Genomic DNA, 21,679 nt, shown 5'->3' with positions numbered 1-21,679 from the left:
GACACTGCAACGCTGATAGATCGGATCGACCACAAGCGGCGGGCTCGGCACAACACCGAGCCCGCCCGCGTCACACGCCTGGCCGCGTGGCTCGAGCCGCCGCAAGGGCGGGTCAACGACGTGGCCGGCGTCGCCCGTAACGTCGCGGCGGCCCCGTCGACGCCCACACCGGCAACCGGCGCCTGGCGTAGCGAGCCGGTCGCCGCCACAACCACACCTGCGATCCCGGCGCGGGCAACGGCACCCACGGCCCGACCGGTCCGCCGATGTCGTTGCCGCGGTGCAACAGCCGGCGAAGTACCGCACCGCACAGCAGGCAACGGCCGTACTCGACCGTGACACCGCTGGGATGCGTGCAGAGCCGGTCGGCAGCGACCGGGCCGCCGCACCGCGCACACCGCGGATCAGTATCGCCGCCCATTGTCACCACGGTAGGGGCAGTGGCCTCAGACCGCACGGCGGCGCCGCTGCGGAGGTTGCGGACGGCAGGCCGCACGGTCGGGGGGATCAGTGCTTGGCGAACTGGACCCGGGTCGGCTGCACGACGTCTGGCTTCAGTCCGATCCCGTCGACAACCAGCCGTTCTCCGTAGATGTCGGTGATCCTGATCGCGCGGCCGCGCCAGGCCGGCGTGATGAGCCTCGAAGAAGGCGTGGAAGGCGTCGTCGCGCGGTGTCGCTATGGCCGCCTCCAGCTCCTCGACGGCCCGGCGGCCCCGGTGCCGCGGCCGGCGTACGGGAGGGTATCAACACGCCTGCGACGGCAGCGGGGCAGCGACGGGGTCCCGCTTCGCCGCCCGCGCTCCGCTCCTGGGCGGCGGCGCTAGGGCCGGCCGGCGGGGGTGCGGGCGAAGCGGCGCCTCGTCGACGCCAGCACGAGCGCGGCGACTACCAGAAGGGCCCCGGCAGCCAGCCATCGCCAGGTGCCGCCACCCTCGTCCGGGCGCCGCGGCGCAGCGGCGGCAGGGGCGGCAGGGGCGGACTGGGCGACCTTCGACTCCACCGTGGCCTCAGCCTTGCCGGGGTTCGGCTCGGGGGAGGTGACGAGGACGGTCCACCTGCCGGGCGTGAGCACCGCGCCGCTGGTGTAGAAGCCTTGCCCTTCGTTCGCCGGGTTGAGCTGCACGGGGCCGACCGCGCGCCCGCCCTCGCCGGTGGCGTTGAGCACGAGCCGCAGCACCCGGTCGTCCACGGGATGGCCGTCCTTGTACGTTGCCCGGACGGTCACGCCGGTGGCGCCGTCGCCCGCCACGTCGAGCACCACCGGACCGCTGTGCGCGGCCGCGGGCACCGCGGGCCACAGCGCCAGCAGGGATACGGCAGCCAGCGCGACCAGGAGCGTGCGGAGCCGTCCCATGTCACTTCCCCTCCGGTGCGCCGTCGGCGGTCAGCGCTCCCTGCCCCGGCGCGGCCGGCAGGAAGACGTGGGTGTGGCCGTTGCCGGCGTCGACGTTGAGCACGTCGAGCTGGGTCGCGGCGGTCGACCAGGTGGCGACCGCGATGTCCCGCTGGCGGCCAGCGAGCTCCAGCAGCGTCCCGCGGCCGGCCTGTGGTTGGGACAGCGCCGTCGCGTACGTGTCGACGGCGGCGTCGAGCGTGCGTACCGCCGCGGCCAGGCCGGAGCGGGCGATGTTGACGCCGGTGCCGCCGGACGGCGGGTTGGCGAAGTCCTCGACCGCCTTGCCGGTGGTCACCCGCCAGCCCTCCACATCGGACTGTCGCGCTGCCGGACCGGGCGGCTGGCCCACCGGGACCGACTTGGCCAGCCCTTCGAGCACGGGCACGAGGCTCTCCCGTACACGTCGGGCCAGCGACGTCAGCTCCACGATCTGCGCCGCGTCGCGTTCGGCCTCTTGGGCCCGGAGCGCCGCGACGCGGTCGTCGGCCGGCGAGGAGCCGTCAGCCGTCACCGCCCCGATGGGCCCGGCGAGCAAGGCCCCGAGCGCGAACGCGATCACCAGCGGAGCGAGGCGCCGGGCCGGTGGGGCAAGCGGCCGAGATCCCCGCCCAGCGGGCGGCCGGGGCCGAGTCTTGTTGCTCATCGCGAAGAGCCTCCCCAACGGATACGAGGAAATCGGTGGGGCCGGCCCCGCGCGGAGGCCGGCCCCACGCCAACTGTTAGAGCTTGCCGCCCTCGGGCACGCGGGTCGCGTCCCCGGCGAGGCGCCCGGTGCCGGCCAGCGACGCGCCGTCGTTGGCCTTACGGGCGGCCGCCGACGCCTGACCGCCCAACCGGACGATCATGGCGTTGGCGTCGCGGACCAGCACGCTGCGAACGTCCGCGTCGGTCACCAGTGCGGGGTCGGACGCCAAGCCGATGAACGCCTGCAGTTGCTGGATCGCCCGCTTGTCGTTGCCGGAGGCCTCGGAGACCCGAGCGGCCTCCAGCTTGCTGGACAGCTGCCGGTGTGCCTTGCCGGTCAGCTGGCCGGTCGCCTTGAACCGGTCGACGAGCCCTTGCATGTCCCGGAACGAGGTGGTGACGAAGAAGCGTACGTTCGTCGTCGTCTCGTTGCCGGCCTTGTCGGTGGCGGTCACGACCAGTTCGTGCAGGCCGAGCGTCAGGTCGTACATGACCTGGACCGTCCCGGACTGGTACGGCTTGCCGTCCAGCTTGCCGACCAGCGACTGGATGCCGGAGGTCGGGTCGACGGCCTGGAAGGTGACCCGCACGTCCTGGCTGTCGCCGTAGAGCTGGCCGTCGGCGAGGCCGGAGACGAGGACCGTCGGGGAGTCCCCGTCGATCCGCAGCACCGCCGATTTGAGTGTCTCGGCGTTGCCGGCCTTGTCCGTGGCCCGGTAGAGCAGCTCGTGCTCGCCGTTGCCCGTCACGTCGACCGGCTGGGTGTACGGCGTCCACGGGCCACCGTCGAGCGACCACTCGATCTTCTGGACACCGGAGCCGGCGTCGCTAGAGGTGAGCGTCACCGGCACCGCGCCCGCATGCCAGCCGGCATCGGAGGGCGGCGCGAACGTCGCCGTGGTCATCGGCGCTGTCGTGTCGATCTTCACCGGTGCGGACTTGGTCGCCTCGACGTTGCCGGCCTCGTCGACGGAGCGGAAGCGCACCTCGTGCGCCCCGTCCCCTGCGATCAGGATCGGTTCGGTGTAGGCGGTCCAGGTCGTGGCGGCGTCGAGCTGGTACTCGGTGCGGGCCACCCCGCTGCCACCCTCGTCGTCCGTGGCGGCCAGCGTGACCGTCGCGGGGCCGGTGTACCAGCCGCCGACCGCCGTGCCGCCCACCGTCGCCGCTGTCACCGGCGCGGTGTCGTCCACCGCCTCCGCACTGAGCCGGAAGTAGTCGAACGACACGGTCTTGCGGGCGGTCTGCGCCCCGCCGAGCGAGAACAGGCCCACGTTGGGTGTCGAGCCGACCGCCGCGTTGGTCAGCGGCTCGAGCGCCGTCCAGGTCTGCCCGTCCGCCGAGTACGACCCGGTGTAGACGTTGCCCTCCTTGGCCAGCCGCAGGTACCACACGGCCGAGGTCAGGTTGGTGGGACCGGGCTGCGGGTTCTGTATCGCGCCGCCGATCTCGCTGCGAAGCTCGATCCGCCGCGACACCGTCTGCCCGGGCGTGTTGTCCACGACGAAGTCGAACTTCAGGTAGTTGTCGTCGTCGGCGTACACGATGAGGCCGCCCTGCTGGTACTGCTCGTTCAGCAGGCTGCCGTCCACCTTAGTCTCCACGGTCCAGTCGCCGGATGGCGCCTCCTGGAGCATGAAGTTCGTCGGACCGGTGTTGCTGGTGCCGTAGATGTCGCCGTTCGGGACGTCGATGTGCAGCGACCCGCCCTGCACCCGGTACGCGGCCGGGTCCTCGCGGAGGATCGCGTCCCAGCGGCACTTGTCCAGGCTGACGCCGTCGAACTCGTCGGACGGCGTCACCGGTTCACCCGGCTCGTCCGGCGAGATCTGGAACCAGTCGAACGTCGCGTCGACGACCGGGGCGGTCGTGCCGCCCTTCAGGGCGTACAGGCCCACCTTCGGGTCGGTGATGCCGGCCAGCGCGGCCGTCCGGCCCACCGGGGTGAAGGTCTGGCCGTCGGCGGAGAACGCCGCGGTCAGGTTGGTGCCGTCACTGGTCAACCGCAGGAAGACCGTGTCCGATCCGGTCGGCGCGGCGGTGCTGTCGGCGGCCTCGTTGCGTGGCGCGCCGGCCGTCTCCCGGATGAACTCGATCCGGCGGCTGCCGGAGTAGAGCACGTCGAGCTTGGCGTAGTTGTCGTCGTCGCCGTACACGATGAGCCCGGCCTGCTGGTAGTCGGCCGTCGTGGCGAGGGTCACCTTCGTCGTGGCCTGCCAGGCGCCGTTCGGTGCCGGCTGGAGCACGATGTTGGTGGCGTCGTTGCCGGAGCCGTAAATGTCGCCCGCCGCGGTCGGCAGCGCCAGCGATCCGCCCTGTACGGAGTAGAGCTGGTTTTCGCGGACCACTGTGGACCATCGGGTCTTGTCCAGAGTGGTGCCGAGGAAGTCGTCCGAGCGCGCCCCGAAGCAGGACGTGTTCGGCGCGCTCACCTTGACCGTGGCGGTGGCGTACCCCTTGGCGCCCTTGCTGTCGGTCACGGTCAGCGTGGCGGTGAACGTACCCGGCGCGTTGTAGGTGTGCGTGGCGTCGAGGGTGCTCGCGGTGCCGCCGTCCCCGAAGTCCCAGGCGTACGTCAGCGGAGTGTTCCCCTCGGCGTCCGTTGCCGTGCCGGTGAACCGCACCGCGAGTGGCAGAGTGCCCGTGCTCGGCGTCGCCGTGACGCTCACTATCGGCGGCGCGTTGTCGGTCACGCCGCGGCCGAGGAAGTCGACCCAGTTCACGTTGAACAGACCACCGCCGCCGGTGTCGCCCGGGTTGTTGCGGGCCACGAAGTACAGCGGTCCACTCGCGGTGTTCGGCGCGGGCAGGTCGACGGAGATGTCGGTGTACGTCTGCCATCCCCCGGTCGCCGGCACGGTGGCGGTCAGCAGCAGCGGGCCGTCGACCGCGCCGGTGCGCACCTGGATCGTGCCGCCGTTTGCGCCGGAGGCGACGCGGAAGCGCAGGGTGTCGATGCCGGAGAGGCTGGTGGGCGCGAACGACCACCAGTCGCCGTCCTCGATGGACCCGATGTTCTGGAAACCGCCCGCGGTGTCGCCGGTGGTCTCCTTCTGCACTCCGGGGGCGCCGGTGCCCAGGCCGCCCGGTGCCTTGCCGGTGGCCGCGAAGTACTCGGCCTGCTTGTGCTTGGGGTGCAGCTGCTCGACTTCCCGGCCGGTCAGCGGGTTGGCGCCGCCGGAGCCGCCCTCGTCGGTGTAGGTGGCCTCGAAGATCGTGAACACGTTGGCTTCCGCCCCGTGTGAGGCCGCCAGCGCCGTATGCACGGTGCCTTCGCAACCGGTGTACGACTGCATCGGGTGGTTGTGCTCGTCATGGCCCAGGTAGACCTGGAGTGTCACCTTGTCGCAGTCGATCGTGCCGTCCTCGGGGTCGGTCACCTTCACCCGGTAGTTGACCTGGTCGCCCCAGTCGAAGAAGCCGCCGTTGGGCGGAAACTCGATGGTCACGGTCGGCGCGGTGTTGCCCACAGTCACCGGCACGTTCGCCACGGCGGTGCGGCCGTTGGGGTTGGTGACAGTCAGTTGGGCTGTGTAGTTGCCGGCCGTCGTGTACTGGTGTGTCGGGTTCGGCTGGTCCGAGGTGCCACCGTCGCCGAACGTCCACGCGTAGGTGAGTGCGCCACCGTCCGGGTCGCGGGAGCCCGCGCTGGAGAACCGCACGGTCAACGGTGGCTGGCCCGAGGTCGGCTCGGCGGACGCGACGGCGATGGGGGCGCGGTTGGCCGCGATGTAGTCGATCCGGTAGACGCCGGAGTTGTCGTTGTTGCCACCGAAGCCGGTGCCCCACTCGATCATGTAGAGCGCGCCGTCGGGCCCGAACTCGAAGTCCATCGGCCGTAGGAACGTCATCCCGGCCAGGATCTGGTTGATGTCCACAAGGGACTTGGCGTCCTCGTCGAGCTGGAGCGTGTACATCTTGTTCTGGTTCCACTCGCCGAGCGTGGCCTTGCCGTCGAAGTACGCCGGCCACTTGCGATCCGAGGCGAGCCCCGCCTCGTACCGGTAGACCGGTCCGCCCATCGGCGCGCCGCCGCCCCCGATCTCGGGGAAGAGCGGGTTGCCGCTGTAGTCGTAGTCGATGGTCGAGGAGATCGCCGGCGGCAGGGTGGTCAGGCCCGTATTGTTGGGCGAGTTGTTCACCGGCGCGGCGCAGTTGAACTTCGGTCCGCTCGGGCCGGATGGGAACGTGTAGTCGTTGTAGGCGTAGTTCGCGCCGTGGCAGTACGGCCAGCCGTAGTTGCCGGGCGTCACCACGTTCCACTCGACCGTGCCCTCGGGCCCGCGGTCGGGGTTGGCCGCGTTGGCGTCGGGGCCGTAGTCGGCGACGTACAGCGTGTCGGTCCGCTTGTCGATGCCGATCCGGAACGGGTTGCGGAAGCCCATCGCGTAAATCTCCGGCCGGGTCTGCGCGGTGCCCTGCGGGAAGAGGTTGCCGGCCGGGATCGTGTACGTCCCGTCCTCCTCCGGGTGGATCCGGAGCACCTTGCCACGCAGGTCGTTGGTGTTGCCGGAGGTGCGCTGCGCGTCGTAATCCTGGCGTCCCGGTCGCTCGTCGATCGGGGTGAAGGAGCTCGACTCGAAGGGGTTGGTGTTGTCGCCCGTGGACAGGTAGAGGTTGCCGGCGCTGTCGAAGACCATGCTGCCGCCAGCGTGGCAGCAGGTGTTGCGCTGGGTGGGCACCTCCAGCACGACCTTCTCGGTGCTCAGCGCGATGGAGTCGCCCTGCGCGGTGAAGCGGGCCACCCGGTTGCGGGTGACGCCGTCGTTCGGTGCGTAGTAGAGATACACCCATCCGTTGGTGGCGAAGTCCGGGTCGAGCCGGATGCCCAGCAGGCCGTCCTCGTTGCCGGTGAAGACGTCCAGGTCGACTGCGGTGACCGTGGTGCGGGTGTCTGGCTTGACGATCTGTACCCGGCCGTCCCGCTCGATGTAGAAGACCCGCCCGTCCGGGGCGACGTCAAGCTCCATCGGGTTGCTGGTGTTGCTGTCCAGCGTCACCTTCTCGAAGCTGCTCGTCAGCGAGGCCGCGCAGTCGGCGTCGACGGCGCCGGCCGCGGTCTGGATGCCGCCCAGCAGGTGGGTCAGGAAGTTAGGTTCCGCGTACGACTCGTTGGTGTGCCCGCCCGCCGTGTACCAGGCTCGGCCGCCGTCGTAGTCGTGGCACCACGCGGTCGGGTGGTCGGCGCCCATCGCGCCGGCGCCTGGCGTGTAGCTGCGCTCGTCGAGGCTGGCCAGTACGTGCACGTCGGCGCGCGGGTTGGTCTGGAAGTTGTACCACTCGTCGAAGCGGGTCCACTTGGCCGGCAGGGGCGCGGTGGACGGATGCGCAGGGTCCTCGACCTTGACGGTTGCCGTCTGGTTGGCCGGGTGCGAGGCGAAGTACGCGCCGACCAGATCGCCGTACCAGGCCCAGCTGTATTCGGTGTCCGAGGCGGCGTGTATGCCCGCATAGCCGCCGCCGGTCCGGATGTACCGCTCGAACGCGGCCTGCTGGTCGGGATCGAGCACGTCGCCGGTGGTCGAGAGCCAGACCACCGCCGCGTACTTGGCCAGGTTGGCGTCGGTGAACGCGCCAGCGTCCTCGGTGGTGTCGACGGTGAAGCCGTTGTCCGCTCCGAGCTGCTCGATCGCCGCGATGCCCGCCGGGATCGAGTCGTGGCGGAAGCCAGCCGTCTTGGAGAAGACCAGGATCGAGAACGGCTCGGCCAGGGCCCGCGCCGCGGGCTGGGGTGCCGCCTGGGCCGGCGCGGGTCCGGCGACCAGCGTGGACGCGGCGGTGACGAGTGTGGCGGCGGCGAGAAAAAGGGCGCGTTTGACGCAGCCGCGGGGACCGCGGCTTCGGCGATTTGCTGGCACGAAGGAACTCCTCCGCTGGTGGGGACAGGCCAGAAACTCGCAGCGGCTCGCCGAAGACCGGTGCGCGTTGGGGTAGACACGGCACCGGCCCGCCGAGGCTGGCACCGCGTTTGCTATCGAACCTTAACGAATTAAGCCCAACCAAAGTCGTCGATGGCAAGTAACGTTCGGGTAACACGGCCAAGCCCCCCGCGCAACTCGGCGCGGAGAACGGCGCGGTGGACTTCACCGCCAACGCGACCGGCGCGATCTTTGCCTCCGCCATCACCCCGGAGAGGCAGAAGCTCGTCGTGGGCCAGCAGACCCCCGAGGGATACGTCAAGGCCGTCCAGACCGAGTACGAGAAGGAACTGTCCCGGTGACGACTGCCCCCGGCAGCGTGACAGCCCAGCGGGCCGGCCTCTCCGGGCCGGCCCGCCCGGTCCGCCCGGCGTCCGCGCCGTTCGGCCGGCGCCGGTGGCCCCGCCTCGCCCGATGGAGCGGCTGGCTGTGGGTGCTGCCCGCCCTGGTGATGTACGCCGTCTTCGTACTGCGGCCGCTGGCTCTGACGTTCCAGTACTCGCTCTACCACTGGAACGGCATCGGCGTGGCCCGCTGGGCCGGCCTGTCCAACTACGTCGGTCTTCACCGACCGCGACCTTCATCCCGCTGGTCGCGGCCGGCATCGCGTGGAGCTGGCTGCTGTCCTCCACGGGCCTGGTCAATCAGGTACTGCGCGGCATCGGCCTGGGTGGGCTGGCGCGCGCATGGCTCGGCGAGTTCGACACCGCCCTGCCTGCCGTCGGCCTCATCGGCGCGTGGGTCCTGCTGGGCCTGTGCACGATCCTGCTGATCACCGGCATGAGCAAGATCGACCCAGCGCTGTACGAGTCGGCCCGCCTCGACGGCGCCGGACCGATCCGCGAGTTCTTCGCCATCACGCTGCCCAGCCTGCGCCAGGAGATTGGCGTCTGCCTCACCGTCACCGTCATCGCGGCCCTGGCCAGCTTCGACATCGTCTACATCGCCACCGGCGGCGGCCCGGGCTTGCAGACCACCGTGCCCGGCCTGGAGATCTACCGGCTGGCCTTCGCCCAGCGCCAGGTCGGCCTCGCCTCCGCCCTCGGCGTCGTACTGATGGCGCTGGTACTCATCTGCGTGCTGCCCATCCAGCGGCTCACCCGGGAGGACAAGGGATGAACCTGACCCGCCGCGAACAGCTCACCGGCCGCGTCTTCCTGATCGCCCTGATCGCGGTAACGCTGCTGCCGTTTCTCAGCATGCTGTCGGCGGCCCTACAGCCGCGCGGCACCGTGCCTACCGGTCTGGCCTGGCCCACCGACCCGCAGTGGGGCAACTTCGTCGACGCGTTCAACGTCGCCAACATGGCGGCGCTCCTGCGCTCCAGCGTGCTCATCGTTGCCGGCGTCGTGCCCGTCTCGGTGCTGATCGCCACCATGGCCGGCTTCGGCCTCGGCCACCTGCGCGTACCCGGCGGCCGGTTCGTCTTCCTGCTATTCCTGCTCGGTCTCACCCTGCCGTTCGAGGCCGTGATCACGCCCATCTACTACCAGGTGCAGGAGCTGGGACTGCTCAACACCCGGTGGGCGATCATTCTGCCGCTGATCGGCCTCTACATGCCCTTCGCCGTCTTCTGGATGCGTGCCCACTTCGTCAACGTCCCGGGGGAACTCGCCGACGCCGCCCGCGTCGACGGCAGCAACACGTGGCAGCTGTTCTGGCGGGTACAGGTCCCCTGGCCCGGCCAGCGATCGCTTCCCTGACCATCCTGCTGTTCTGTGGACCTGGAACCAGTTCCTGCTCGCCATCGTGCTGGTCGACGACTCCAGCAAGCGCACCATGGCCGGGGTGCTGGGTGCCTTCCAGGGCTGACTCACGCAACCGGTGCCGCGGCGGGCATGATGTTGTGGAAAGCGATATCCCGACCGCCACCCGGAGGACTGATGGGCCGCGACAGAGTGACCCTGGCGGACGTGGCGCGCCGCGCGGGCCTGTCGAAGACGGCCGCGTCGATGGTCCTCAACGGCCGGGAGGGCACCCGGTTGTCGGCCGAGGCACACCAGCGCGTCTTCAAGGCCGCCGAGGAACTCGGCTACCGACCCAACATCGCCGCACGAAGCCTACGCACCCGCAAGACCGCCACCATCGCCTTCGTATCCGACATCGTCGCCACCACCCGCTTCGCCAGCGGGCTGATCCGCGGCGCGCTGGACGCCGCCCGCGAGCGCGACCACGTGCTGCTCATCGCCGAGACGCAGGGCGATGCCGCCTTCGAGCAGTTCGCGATCGAGGCGATGCTGGACCGCCAGGTCGACGGCGTCATCTACGCCGCGATGCAGTCCCGCCAGCTGACGGTGCCCCCGGCCCTGCTGACCGGCCCGGCGGTCCTGCTCAACGCGATCGGACCGGATGATCTGCCCTGCGTGCTGCCGGACGACGAACAGGCCGGCCGGAGCGTCACCACGGCGCTGCTCCAGCAGGGCCATCACGACCGGATCGCCGTGATCGGCCGCAACAGGCTCAAGGAACGCAACGCCGAGGTCTCAATCGCCGCCGAGTCCCGCATGCGCGGCATCCGCGCCACGCTCGCCGAAGCGGGCAGGACAGTCTTCGCCGACGCCTTCTGCCAGGAGTGGTTGCCCGAGTTCGGATACCGTGCGATCCGTTCGCTGCTGCGTAGGCCGACCGGGCCCACCGCCGTCATCTGCATGAACGACCGGCTCGCGTTCGGCGCCTACCAGGCCATCGCCGACGCGGGGCTCAGTGTTCCGGGCGACATCTCGGTGGTCGCGTTCGACGACGACCCGATCGCGGCCTGGCTGCGGCCGGGCCTGACCACCGCCGCACTGCCACACGAGCAGATGGGGCGCCGAGCCGTCGAGCTGCTCCTGGATGGCCACACCGCCGTGCCATGCCTGGTGCCGATGCCTTTGCGCCGGCGCAAGTCCATCGCGCCGCCGCCGTGACCGACGCCGACTGTGTGTCGTTCCGTGCCGAGGACGGCCGGTATCTGCCACTCGTCGTGGCGGCTTGCGGCTGAGCCGGGACGAGGGCACCGAGCTGGTCCGCGGCGACACGACACATAACAAAGATCCGCAGGATCTCGCGCTTGCCATTCTTCTTGGTCGCAGAAAGTGTTATGGGAACCCGCTGTCGATAGTCCCGCGATCGAAAGCCGGGCTCAATGGAGATATCGAAGATTCCCTCTTGATGGAGCGAAAACAATCTGGCAATCTCCCAAGCATCGCCGCCTCCTTCGACGCGCGGATCGCCTCCGCGTGTCACTCGCCGTGCGAGTCCAGCTGCCTCAGCACCGCGCGGCTGGGCAGGACGAACACGCTCACACGCGCCATGGACGCGAGACCTACGGCGTCGCCGAGGGCGGCGGCGCCCTCCGTCGAGAACCCCTCGATCTCGGTGAGATCCAGGACGAGGAGGTGCGGTAGGCCGGTGAGCACGCTTCGGACCGCGAGCTCGAAGTCTTTGCCGGTGGTGCCGTCGAGGCGCCCGGAGGCGATCAGGTGGACAGCGTTCCCGCGTACCTCGACCCGACACGTCAGCAACGGCATTTAAAGAGTATATATACATCTATATCGGTTGAAAGGGGCGTAGTAGTTCCCGTCGCGCGGCCCACCTGGTGACTCTGGCCGGCCAGAACGACACGTTGATGACGCCGGTCGACGCCAGCAAGACGAGAATACTTTTCTGCGCACGTTGAATTACGTGAACGATGGCGCGATTGTAGGCTTATCGTGCTCTTGAGTCGTGGGTCTTGGGTCGCACCGGACGCCGCTGGAGACGTGCGAATCCAATCCGGGGGATGGAGGCAACGGCATAGCGGTGATAAATGATCAACGCGAGCCCGGTGCTAAGGCGACGCTCTTACACGAAAGCGCCCGTAGCCGTGTGACACGGCTGTTCGTTCCGGGTGGCAGTGTGGTCAGCAAGGAGCCGTGGGGTCCGGACGCGGACCAGCGCTTACGGCGCGAGCTAGAGATCCTGAGCCTGCTGTCTGGGCTTCCGGGTATCGTCCAGTTGGCGACCCCACCGGCGCGACCCGGCGCCATCCTGCTTGCGGATGTCGGTGGTATTTCGCTCGACCGGACGCCGACACCGTGGCCCCCCGCTGACTTGATCGCTCTTGCTCTGGGCCTGGCGCGGGCCATCGCGGGTATGCATCAGCGAGGCGTAATGCATACCGACATCAGTCCGGCGAACATCATCGTAAGCGGCCCGACACGGGTGCCTTGGCTGATCGATTTCGCTCTAGCCGCGACGTTTTCGCAGACGCGAGCCGAGCTGGCCCCGACCGAAATCGTTGGAACCTTGCCGTATCTGGCCCCTGAGCAGACCGGTCGGACCGGCCGCGCCGTGGACCAGCGCGCCGACCTGTACGCGGTGGGAGCCACGCTGTACGAGTTGGCGACAGGTAGCCCGCCGTTTGGAGCCGGCGATCCACTCCAACTCGTTCACGACCACCTCGCCCGCGTGCCGGCGCCGCCGGCGGAGGTGAATCCGGCCGTGCCGGCCGGCCTGTCCGAGATCATCATGCACCTCCTGGAGAAGGAACCGGACAACCGCTACCAAACCGCCGAAGGGTTGATCCACGACCTGGCGTGGGTCCGAGAGGGCACCGCCGAACGCATACACGTCGGCAAGCGAGATTTTCCCCTCCGGTTGCGCTCACCGTCGCGGACCATCGGGCGGGAGGACGAGATCGCGGCCCTGGGCGCGGCGTTCGTTGCGGCTCAAGCCGGCCGATGTCCTGGTGTGCTCGTCTCAGGCGCGCCGGGGGTGGGCAAAACCTCCTTGATCGAAGAGCTGCGACCCGTCGTGACGGCCAGCGGTGGTTGGTTCGTGTCCGGAAAGTTCGACCAGTATCGCCGGGACCTGGAGTTCGACGGCGTGCATCAGGCGTTCCGAGCGTTGGGCCGGCTGTTGCTCGCCTTGCCGGAGGAGGCGCTGGCCGAGACGCGCACGCGAATCCTGCGCGCGTTGGGGCACAGCGCGGGCCTGGCCACTGCGGTGACGCCCGAGCTGGCCACGCTGCTGCGCGTGCGACCTGACATGGGCGATCCGATGACGGCCCAGGCACGGGCGCAGCGCAACTCGCTCGAGATCTTGCGCGCCGTCGCCTCCCGCGAGCGGCCGGTGGTGCTCTTCGTCGACGACCTCCAGTGGGCTGGTCGCACCCCACTGGGCTTGGTCGACATGGTGCTGAGCGGGCAGGAGACGGTCGAGGGCCTGCTGCTGGTCAGTGCCCATCGGGAGGTCGACGCCAGCCAGCCCCTGGCCGCCATGATCTCTCGATGGCAGCGGGAGAGCACCGGACTGGTCCAGGTGCGCCTCGATGACCTGCCGGCCTCCGGCATAGCGGCGTTGGTAGCCGACGTGCTCCGGACGGAGGTTGACGAGGTCGACGAGCTCGCCGAGGCGCTTCTGCGGCGGACCAACGGCAACCCCTACGAGACGGTCGAGCTGCTCAACACGTTGCGCCGTGACGGCGTCCTGCGCCCGGCGGACAAGGGATGGGAATGGGACGCTGCCGCATTGCGACACAGCGGCGGAGCGTTGGACCTGCCCCACCTGTTGACAGCCCGGGTGGCCGCTCTGCCGCCCGAGACTCGCGATCTACTGGAGGTCATGGCCTGCCTCGGCGGCCGCGTCGAGGTCAGCCTGCTGCAGGCCGCCACCGGCCTGCCCGCGTCGTTGGTGGGGGAGCGGCTCGCCCCCGCGCTGGACGACGGACTGCTGGTAATGGAGCCCGGCCAGGAGGCGCTCCGTTTCCGGCACGACCGGGTCTGGGAAGGCGCACTGGAGTACCTGACCCCGGAGCGGCGGCGCGCGGTGCGGATGCGCCTCGCCGGGCGGCTGGCACTCCGGCCGGAGCTGTACGCCATCGCGGCACAGCAGTACCTGCACTTGGTCGACGCCGTGCGGGACCCTGGCGAGCGCCGCCGGGTGATCGGGCTCTTCCAGCGCGCGGCGGAACAGGCGCGGCTGGTGAGCAACTATCCCGCCATGCAGGGACTGCTGTCGGCGGCGGTGCGGTTGGCCGACAGCGGGGACGCGGCCCTGTTGATCGAGCTGCACACGGGTCGCCTGGAGGCGCTGTACGGCCTCGGGTGCCTGGACGAGGCCGACGAGGTGTACCAGATCATCGATGGGCTGGCCGCGGACCCGGTGCAGCGCACGGTGGCTACCGTGGTGCAGGTGGCCAGCCTGGCCAATCGGTCGCGCCCGGCGGAGGCCATCGCTCTCGGCATCGACATGTTGGGGCGACTGGGCGTCCCGATGCCGCCGGCGGAGCGGATGGCGGCCGAGGTCGACCGTGATCTCGACGCGCTGTACCTATGGTTGGACCGGGCCACTGAGGCCGATGATCTGGCCCGCCCCGAGATAACCGATCCGTCGCTGCTCGCCGCCGCCGCGCTGATCAACAGGATGCTGCCGCCGGCGTTCCAGAGCGACCCGGACGCGATGGTGTGGCTGGTGCTGCAGGCGGTGCGGATGTGGGCCGAGCACGGGCCCGCCCGCTCGCTGGTCGGTCCGGTCGCCCATCTGCCGTTCGGGACGACACGGCGGCGGCAGGACTACCGCACCGGGTACCGGCTGTTGCGACGCGTCCTCGCGGTGAGCGAGGCCCGTGGCTACGAGCCCGACACCGCCCAAGCTCGTTTCCTGTACGCCTTCATCGCCGGGCACTGGTTCGCGCCGCTCGAGGAGTGCGTCGCGCAGGCCCGGCGAGCGTGGGAAGGGCTTCTACAGGGCGGCGACGTGCAGAACGCGTGCTGGACCGCCAATGTCCTGGTGTACGCCTTGCTCGACTGCGCGCCCACACTGGACGCCTACGTCCCCGAGGTTGAGGCGGCGCTGGGCATCGCCAGGCGCACCGGAAACGACCACAGTGCCCAGCTGACCCAGCCGTACGCTTGGCTGCTGTCCACATTGCGCGGCACCCAGGCTGATGGGCTCGACGGCGATGCGGCACACGCGGGTCAGCCGGATGGCAATCCGACCGTGGCCAGCAATATCCACGTCATGCGCGCGCTCGCCGCCGCGCTGCTGGACGATCCGGTCCAACTGGAACGGCACTCGGAAGCGGCGACGGCGCTGCTTCCGTTCATCGAGAACCTCTACCTTTCGGTGGCGGCGTACCTGACGCGGGCGCTGTCCCTCGCCGGCCGGGTCCGGACGGCCGATCCGGGTTCGCGGGAGCACGCCTCGCTGCTGGCCGAGCTGGACTCCGTCGCCGCCTGGTGGGTGGCGCGAGCGGCCGATGCCCCCGCGAACTTCCAGCACCTGGCGAGTTTGGTGGAGGCCGAAAGGGCGTGGGCGACCGGCGACTTTCGCGCTGCCGTGTCGGCATTCGACGCCGCGCAGCGCGACGCCAGCGCCCGGCAGCGCCCCTGGCACCAGGCATTCATCGCCGAACGCGCCGCCCGCTTCCATCTCGCGCAGGGCCTCGAACATACCGGCCACCGGCTGCTCGCCGACGCCTGTCGCGCCTACTCGGACTGGGGCGCGGTCGCGAAGGTCAACCAACTCAGGCAGGCCAACCCAGACCTGATCGTTGCCGATGGCACCCGGATCCTGCCGGCGCTTGGATCGGGTGGCTATGCTCCGGCCCACCGCGCCAGCATCATGACGGGCACGATCGACTTGATCGGCATCCTGGCGGCCTCCCAGGCGTTGAGCTCCGAGACCACCCTCGACGGGCTGCGGCAACGAGTGGTCGACGTGCTATCGGCCATGACCGGCGCCACCGGCGTCCAGCTGTTGCTCTGGGATGCCGGCAACGACACGTGGCGCATGCCGGCAGGCGCCTCGGAGACCGCCACGATCTCCCTCGACGAGGCCGTCGAACGGCGACTGATCCCGCTCTCCGCGGTGCGATATGTCGAACGTACGCGCGAAGCCCTTCTCGTCGGCGATGCGGTGGCGGACGACCGCTTCGCCCGCGACCCGTATTTCCATGACCATGGATGCTGCTCCCTCCTGGTAGTCCCGATCGTCAACCGCGGCGTGCCGCAGGCGTTGCTGATGCTGGAGAACCGGCTGATCCGGGAAGCGTTCTCCATTGAGCGCCTTGACGGCCTCATGCTTATCGCCGGACAGCTCGCCGTCTCCTTGGACAACGCCCTGGTGTACGCGTCCCTGGAGCGCAAGGTGGCCGAACGCACCCGGCAGCTGGCCATCGCGAACGAGCGCCTCGAGCGGCTGAGCCTGACGGATCCACTTACCGGCCTAGCCAACCGGCGCCGCTTCGAGGAGGCGCTCAACACCGAATGGGATCGCGCCATCTGGGCCGGCAGCCCGCTGGCGCTGGCGATGGTGGACGTCGACCACTTCAAGCGCTACAACGACCACTATGGACACCCAGCCGGCGACGAATGCCTCCAACGCGTCGGGAGCCTGCTCAAGCGGCACAGTCCGGCCGGCCACCTGGTCGCTCGTTACGGCGGTGAGGAGTTCGCCATCATCATGCCCGACACCGGCGCCGGCCCCGCCGCTGAATTCGCCGAACACCTCCGTGCGGCCGTGCTCGCCCTGGCCGTGCCACACCCCATGGTCGCCGACCGCGTCGTCACCGCCAGTATCGGTGTCGCGGCCGCCATTCCGTCGCCCGGCACAACCGCCGACCAGCTGATCGAGCAGGCCGACGTCGAGCTGTACCGGGCCAAACGCGCCGGCCGCAACCGCGTCAAGGTCGCCGGACACGCCGCGGGATAGCGGGGCGTCAGCCCTCGACGGCGGGACCGGCCGGCTCGGCGACCGGTCGGTCGGTTTGTCCGGGGACTGGACTGGGGTCGTCCGGCAGGTTGTGCAGAGCCTCTTCGACCCCGATCAGGTGGTTCGCCATCCGCAAACGGGCCCGTTCTGGATCGCGCGCTTTGAGCGCTTTCCAGATCGCCAGATGCTCCTCGTGGGTGCGCCGGTCAGCGCCCTCTTCGTGCAGGCTGCGCCACAATCGGGCACGTACGGTGCGTCCCGCGAACGCGTCGATGAGCCCAGCCAGGACGGGGTTGCCGCTGTGTACGGCGATGATCCGGTGAAAGTGGATGTCGATCTCGATGACACGCTCGTGGTCCTGCGGCGTCTGATCGGCTATCCGGTTCACGTCGTCCAGCAGTTCCCGCGTCTCGGCCAGCGCCTCGTCGGTGATCCTGGACGCGGCCGACCAAGCGGCCTCGCACTCGAGTATCCGACGAACCGTGTGCACGTGCTGTGCGTTGCCTCGACCCTCCAGGTCGATGACGAAGCCCATGGGCGCCAGTAAGCGGGTCACGTCCAGCTTCGTGACGTAGGTCCCGTCGCCTTGGCGGGTGTTGACCACCCCAAGCAACGACAGTGCTGATATCCCTTCGCGTAGAGAACCCCGTGAGACGCCCAACGACTCGGCGAGTTCCTTCTCGACGGGCAGCCGATCCCCGGGTTTCAGTACTCCTTCGAGGATCATCCGCTTGATGCTGTCGATCACTTTGTCAGTGCGAGACATGCCACCCTCGTTGTTCAACGGCAGGTAGGGGCGGAACGGGGCGCCGAGCCGTCGTCCGGACGGGTGTTGACGCGGCGGGCACACCACTGGGGACGGTCGCGGCCACGGTCGCTGGGACCCGGCCCTGATACATCGGATCTATACCGTGTCTGTCCGTGGTGCTCTCCACGTCGTCGGGGCCGCGCGAGGGCGGCGGTCGTAGCTTACTAGAGACGCGGGCCCCGGGCGGGAAGCGACCGCGCCCTCATCGGGCGCCCTGACAGGGATGTATTGACTACCTCCTATCGCTCAATCTAACGTATGACGTCTGACGAATATCGATAACGCACGCGCGATGAGGAACCTGGCCATGCGACAGACAATGCGCAACATTATCGGCGTCGCGGCGACGGCGTTGGTGATCCTGGCTTGCACCAACAACTCGCCAGCGAGTGCTGCGGACGCGCCGTACGACGTGCTGGTGTTCTCCAAGACCGCCGGCTTCCGGCACGACTCGATCCCGGCCGGCATCCAGATGATCCGAGACTTGGGCGGGACCAACAACTTCACGGTGACCGCGACCGAGGACTCGAACCAGTTCACCGCCACCAACCTGGCCCAGTTCGAGGCGGTGGTCTTCCTCAACACCACCGGTGACGTGCTGAACGCCACCCAGCAAACCGCTTTCGAGAGCTACATCCGGGGCGGCGGTGGGTACGTGGGCGTGCACTCGGCCTCGGACACCGAGTACGACTGGCCATTCTACGGCGATCTGGTCGGCGCGTACTTCGCCTCGCACCCGGCCATCCAGCAGGCCACGATCCGGGTGGAGAACCGGGCGCACGCGGCGACAGCCGGGCTGAGCCCTACGTGGGTGCGCACCGACGAGTGGTACAACTTCCGGAGTAACGTCCGGTCGTCGGCCCGCGTGCTGTCCACCTTGGACGAGTCGACCTACTCCGGCGGCACGATGGGCGCCGACCACCCGCACACCTGGTGCAAGGCCCTCCAGGGTGGACGCTCGTTCTACACCGGAAGCGGCCACACCCAGGCCAGCTACAACGAGGCGGGCTTCCGGTCGTTGGTGCTCGGCGGCATCAGGTACGCGGCCAACCGGACCAAGGCCGACTGCCGGCCGGAGACCGGCTACACCACGCTCTACAACGGCGCCACCACCGGTTGGTCGCAGGCCGGGCCCGGCGGATTCAACAACACCAACGGCACGCTGACGTCCACCGGTGGGCTGGGCATGCTCTGGTACAGCACCAAGGAGTTCCGCTCCTACTCGCTGAAGCTGGACTGGATGATGCCGGGCGACGACAACTCCGGCGTGCTCATCGGGTTCCCGGCGAGCAGCGACCCGAACTCGGCCATGAGCAACGGATACGAGGTGCAGATCGACGCCACCGACACCGCGGACCGGACCACCGGCGCGGTGTACGGCGTCAAGTCGGCGGACATCGCCGTTCGCGACGCCGCGCTCAACCCACCCGGCGAGTGGAACACCTACGAGCTCCTCGTGGAGGGGGAGCGGCTTCAGGTCTTCCTGAACGGCGTCAAGATCAACGATTTCACCAACACCGATCCGCTGCGGTCGTTGACCTCCGGTTACATCGGCATCCAGAACCACGGCACCGGTGACGACGTGTCGTTCCGCAACATCCGGATCAAAGAGTCGGGTGGCACCATGCCGCGGGTCGGCCCGATCACCGGCGTCTCCGGCAAGTGCGTCGACGTCAGCGGAGGCAGCTCGGCCGACGGCACGAAGATCCAGCTGTGGACCTGCCACGGCGGCGCAAGTCAGCAGTGGACGGTCAACGGGAGCACCCTGCGCGCGCTCAACAAGTGCCTGGGTATCGCCGGCGGCGGCACCGCCAACGGCAGCCTGGTGCAGCTGTCGACCTGCAACGGCACCGGCGGGCAGAACTGGAACCCGGGAGCGAACGGCTCTCTGGCCAACCCGCAGTCGGGCAAGTGCCTGGACGCCAACGGCGGCAGCTCCGCCGACGGGACCCAGCTGATCATCTGGAGCTGTCACGGCGGTACCAACCAGCGCTGGACCCTTCCGTAACGACACTGTTCGCCGCTTGGAGATATCACCATGGCAGAAACGACCAGAAGGAAACTCCTCACCGCCGTTGCGGTGGGAGCCGGGGCCGCGCTGTTGCCGGCGGGCTGGACCGCGTCGGCAAGGTCGGTGCGGTGACGCCGCCGCAGGTGCTCGCCGCGAACGACCTCGCCCTCTGGTACGACGAGCCAGCCGGCACCGACTGGCTTCGGGCGCTGCCGATTGGCAATGGTCGCTTGCGCGCATCTCTCACAGGACGCCTTCCACCGGCGCCAACCAGCGGTTCCAGCTCCAACGGGTCTATGACCTGTCCAGTCCAGCAGGACCACAAGTAGCGAGGTTGCATGATGTCGAACCACAGATCGGTCCTAGGATCGACCCTGGTCGCGGCGGTGCTCGTCCTAGCCATGGGCGGCGCGGCGCAAGGTAGCGCCGCCGGCGCGAACACCCCATCCACCGATTTCGTCACGGCCGCAGCGACTGCTGGGTGCGGTAAGGCCCCAACGCTGACAAGCGGTACGCACACGATCCAGAGCAGCGGCAAGAGCCGCTCGTTCATCCTGAGCATTCCCACCAACTACGACAACAACCGGCAACATCGGTTGATCTTCGGGTTTCATTGGTGGGGCGGCACCGCCGAGGCGGTCGCCTCCGGCGGAAGCGATGGGGACGTCTATGCCCACTATGGACTGCGGCGATTGGCGAACAACAGCGCGATCTTCGTCGCCCCCCAGGGCATCGGGAACGGCTGGGCCAACTCCGGCGGCGAGGACGTGACCTTCGTCGACGACATGATCAGACGGCTCGACAACGAGCTCTGCATCGACACGACGCAGCGGTTCTCCCTGGGCTTCAGCTACGGCGGCGCCATGAGCTACGCGCTCGCGTGCGCCCGGCCAACCGTGTTCCGTGCGGTCGCGGCCATAGCCGCACCCGGTCCGATCAGCGGCTGTAGCGGCGGCACCCAGCCCTTCGCGTACATGGGGATCCACGGCATCGGAGACAACATCGGTGCCGGACGAGCGCTGCGGGACAGGTTCGTCAGGAACAACGGCTGCACTCCCCAGAACCCACCAGAGCCGGCCGCGGGCAGTCGGACCCACATCACCACCACCTACTCGGGATGCCAGCAGGGGTACCCGGTCGTCTGGGCCGCCTTCGACGGTGGGCACCAGCAAGGTCCCGTGGACGGATGTGCCGGTTGTGAGAGCGGCGCCAGGAGCTGGGTCAAGGAAGAGGTGTGGAAGTTCTTCACGGGTGAGAACCCGAACCCCAACCCGAACCCGACCGGGTTCCGGCTGCGGAGCGAGTCAGCCGGCCGGTGCCTGGACGTCAACGGCGCCAGCTCGGCCAGCGGCGCCCAGATGATCATCTGGGACTGCCACACCAACGCCAACCAGCGGTTCAGCCAGAGCGGACATATCCTCCAGGTCATGGGCAAGTGTCTGGACGTGCCCGCCAACTCCGGGGCCGGCACCCGGGTGCGGATCTGGGACTGTAACGGTGGCGCCAATCAGCAGTGGAACCTCAACAGCAACGGCACGATCAGCAACGCCCAGAGCGGGTTGTGCCTGGACGTCAACGGCGCTGGCACCGCCAACGGCACCGCCGTGGTCGTCTGGGGTTGCCACACTGGCACCAACCAACGCTGGGCACGAGCGTAGCCTTCGCCCAAGGAAGGCGGCCCCCGAATCCGGACCCGCAGCAAGGGCGTCCGACGGCATCGCGGGTGTCGCAGGTGGTGGCTTCGCGTATGGAAGGTGAAGGCGGCCCCGGCATCGCCGGGGCCGCCTTCATTGGGCAGAGGCTACGCTCGTGCCCAGCGCTGGTTGGTGCCGCCGTGGCAGTTCCACACGATGACCGTGGAGCCGTTGGCGGTGCCGGCGCCGTTGACGTCCAGGCACAGGCCGGTCTGGGCGTTGCTGATCGTGCCGTTGCTGTTGAGGTTCCACTGCTGGTTGGCGCCGCCGTGGCAGTCCCAGATCTGCACCCGGGTGCCGGCTGCGGCGTTGGGCGCGACGTCCAGGCACTTGCCCATCACCTGTAGGGCGGCGCCGTTCTGGGTGAACTGCTGGTTGGTGTTGTTGTGGCAGTCCCAGATCTGCGCCTGTGCCCCGTTGGCCGAGGAAGCCCCGCTAATGTCCAGGCAACGACCGGACCCCTCGTTACGCAGCCGATTGCCCGTTGGATTCG

13 protein-coding genes are annotated in these 21,679 nt (G+C 69.1%); 7 read left to right on the top strand and 6 right to left on the bottom strand.

Translation table 11 applies throughout. The annotated features are described in order from the left end of the window. Positions 1-822 precede the first annotated feature (822 nt). The 3 genes from V6V89_RS37505 to V6V89_RS37495 all read right to left on the bottom strand — a co-directional run bounded on the left by V6V89_RS37505 (position 823) and on the right by V6V89_RS37495 (position 7,940). The gene (locus V6V89_RS37505; protein WP_334624420.1) at positions 823-1,356 is read right to left on the bottom strand and encodes a hypothetical protein; all 534 of its coding nucleotides are present in this window, start codon (positions 1,354-1,356) and stop codon (positions 823-825) included. 1 nt (position 1,357) lies between these two features. Next, a complete protein-coding gene (locus V6V89_RS37500) occupies positions 1,358-2,041 on the bottom strand; it encodes a hypothetical protein (RefSeq protein WP_334624419.1) in 684 nt (227 codons plus the stop codon). 76 nt (positions 2,042-2,117) lie between these two features. Further along, positions 2,118-7,940, bottom strand: a complete 5,823-nt coding sequence (locus V6V89_RS37495) for a ThuA domain-containing protein (RefSeq protein WP_334624418.1) — start codon at positions 7,938-7,940, stop codon at positions 2,118-2,120. A 218-nt stretch (positions 7,941-8,158) separates the two neighbouring features. Between V6V89_RS37495 and V6V89_RS37490 the strand changes: the two genes are divergently transcribed. The 4 genes from V6V89_RS37490 to V6V89_RS37475 all read left to right on the top strand — a co-directional run bounded on the left by V6V89_RS37490 (position 8,159) and on the right by V6V89_RS37475 (position 10,906). Continuing rightward, positions 8,159-8,302: a hypothetical protein gene (locus V6V89_RS37490; protein ID WP_334624417.1), complete on the top strand. Its 144-nt coding sequence runs from the start codon at positions 8,159-8,161 to the stop codon at positions 8,300-8,302. Positions 8,303-8,414: 112 nt separating this feature from the next. Beyond that, the gene (locus tag V6V89_RS37485) at positions 8,415-9,119 is read left to right on the top strand and encodes a carbohydrate ABC transporter permease (protein ID WP_334624415.1); all 705 of its coding nucleotides are present in this window, start codon (positions 8,415-8,417) and stop codon (positions 9,117-9,119) included. Beyond that, entirely contained in the window at positions 9,116-9,703 is a 588-nt protein-coding gene (locus V6V89_RS37480) for a carbohydrate ABC transporter permease (protein WP_334624414.1), read from the top strand. Before V6V89_RS37485 ends, V6V89_RS37480 begins: the two co-directional genes overlap by 4 nt. Positions 9,704-9,883: 180 nt before the next feature. Next, positions 9,884-10,906, top strand: a complete 1,023-nt coding sequence (locus V6V89_RS37475; protein ID WP_334624413.1) for a LacI family DNA-binding transcriptional regulator — start codon at positions 9,884-9,886, stop codon at positions 10,904-10,906. A 315-nt stretch (positions 10,907-11,221) separates the two neighbouring features. Here the strand turns inward: V6V89_RS37475 and V6V89_RS37470 are convergent, their stop codons facing one another. Then, entirely contained in the window at positions 11,222-11,509 is a 288-nt protein-coding gene (locus V6V89_RS37470; protein ID WP_334624412.1) for an STAS domain-containing protein, read from the bottom strand. 196 nt (positions 11,510-11,705) lie between these two features. Between V6V89_RS37470 and V6V89_RS37465 the strand changes: the two genes are divergently transcribed. After that, positions 11,706-16,673 (top strand): diguanylate cyclase, encoded by a 4,968-nt coding sequence (locus V6V89_RS37465; RefSeq protein WP_334624411.1) that lies wholly within the window; start codon positions 11,706-11,708, stop codon positions 16,671-16,673. A 7-nt stretch (positions 16,674-16,680) separates the two neighbouring features. Here the strand turns inward: V6V89_RS37465 and V6V89_RS37460 are convergent, their stop codons facing one another. After that, complete coding sequence (locus tag V6V89_RS37460; RefSeq protein WP_334624409.1) at positions 16,681-17,439, bottom strand: FadR/GntR family transcriptional regulator; 759 nt, start codon at positions 17,437-17,439, stop codon at positions 16,681-16,683. A gap of 349 nt (positions 17,440-17,788) precedes the next feature. Here V6V89_RS37460 and V6V89_RS37455 point away from each other — a divergent pair, with 349 nt between their 5' ends. Both V6V89_RS37455 and V6V89_RS37450 read left to right on the top strand, forming a co-directional pair. Then, positions 17,789-19,489 (top strand): ThuA domain-containing protein, encoded by a 1,701-nt coding sequence (locus V6V89_RS37455; protein ID WP_334624408.1) that lies wholly within the window; start codon positions 17,789-17,791, stop codon positions 19,487-19,489. A gap of 344 nt (positions 19,490-19,833) precedes the next feature. After that, positions 19,834-21,150, top strand: coding sequence for a ricin-type beta-trefoil lectin domain protein (locus tag V6V89_RS37450; RefSeq protein ID WP_334624407.1), 1,317 nt, complete (start codon positions 19,834-19,836; stop codon positions 21,148-21,150). Between the two features lie 143 nt (positions 21,151-21,293). Here the strand turns inward: V6V89_RS37450 and V6V89_RS37445 are convergent. Further along, positions 21,294-21,679, bottom strand: a 386-nt coding sequence (locus V6V89_RS37445) for an RICIN domain-containing protein (RefSeq protein ID WP_334624406.1), incomplete at its 5' end; no start/stop codon positions are given.

Source organism: Micromonospora sp. CPCC 206061 (genome assembly GCF_036906915.1).
Lineage (GTDB): Bacteria > Actinomycetota > Actinomycetes > Mycobacteriales > Micromonosporaceae > Phytohabitans.
The sequence above is the reverse complement of the archived record's forward strand: the minus strand, read 5'-3'. Positions and strand labels throughout refer to the sequence as shown.

What these genes read in the sequence shown, in the direction of transcription:
- V6V89_RS37505 (WP_334624420.1), bottom strand. Translation starts at nt 1,356, where the DNA reads ATGGGACGGCTCCGCACGCTCCTGGTCGCGCTGGCTGCCGTATCCCTG.
- V6V89_RS37500 (WP_334624419.1), bottom strand. Translation starts at nt 2,041, where the DNA reads ATGAGCAACAAGACTCGGCCCCGGCCGCCCGCTGGGCGGGGATCTCGG.
- V6V89_RS37460 (WP_334624409.1), bottom strand. Translation starts at nt 17,439, where the DNA reads ATGTCTCGCACTGACAAAGTGATCGACAGCATCAAGCGGATGATCCTC.
- V6V89_RS37455 (WP_334624408.1), top strand. Translation starts at nt 17,789, where the DNA reads ATGCGACAGACAATGCGCAACATTATCGGCGTCGCGGCGACGGCGTTG.
- V6V89_RS37470 (WP_334624412.1), bottom strand. Translation starts at nt 11,509, where the DNA reads ATGCCGTTGCTGACGTGTCGGGTCGAGGTACGCGGGAACGCTGTCCAC.
- V6V89_RS37480 (WP_334624414.1), top strand. Translation starts at nt 9,116, where the DNA reads ATGAACCTGACCCGCCGCGAACAGCTCACCGGCCGCGTCTTCCTGATC.
- V6V89_RS37485 (WP_334624415.1), top strand. Translation starts at nt 8,415, where the DNA reads ATGGAGCGGCTGGCTGTGGGTGCTGCCCGCCCTGGTGATGTACGCCGT.
- V6V89_RS37450 (WP_334624407.1), top strand. Translation starts at nt 19,834, where the DNA reads ATGTCGAACCACAGATCGGTCCTAGGATCGACCCTGGTCGCGGCGGTG.
- V6V89_RS37475 (WP_334624413.1), top strand. Translation starts at nt 9,884, where the DNA reads ATGGGCCGCGACAGAGTGACCCTGGCGGACGTGGCGCGCCGCGCGGGC.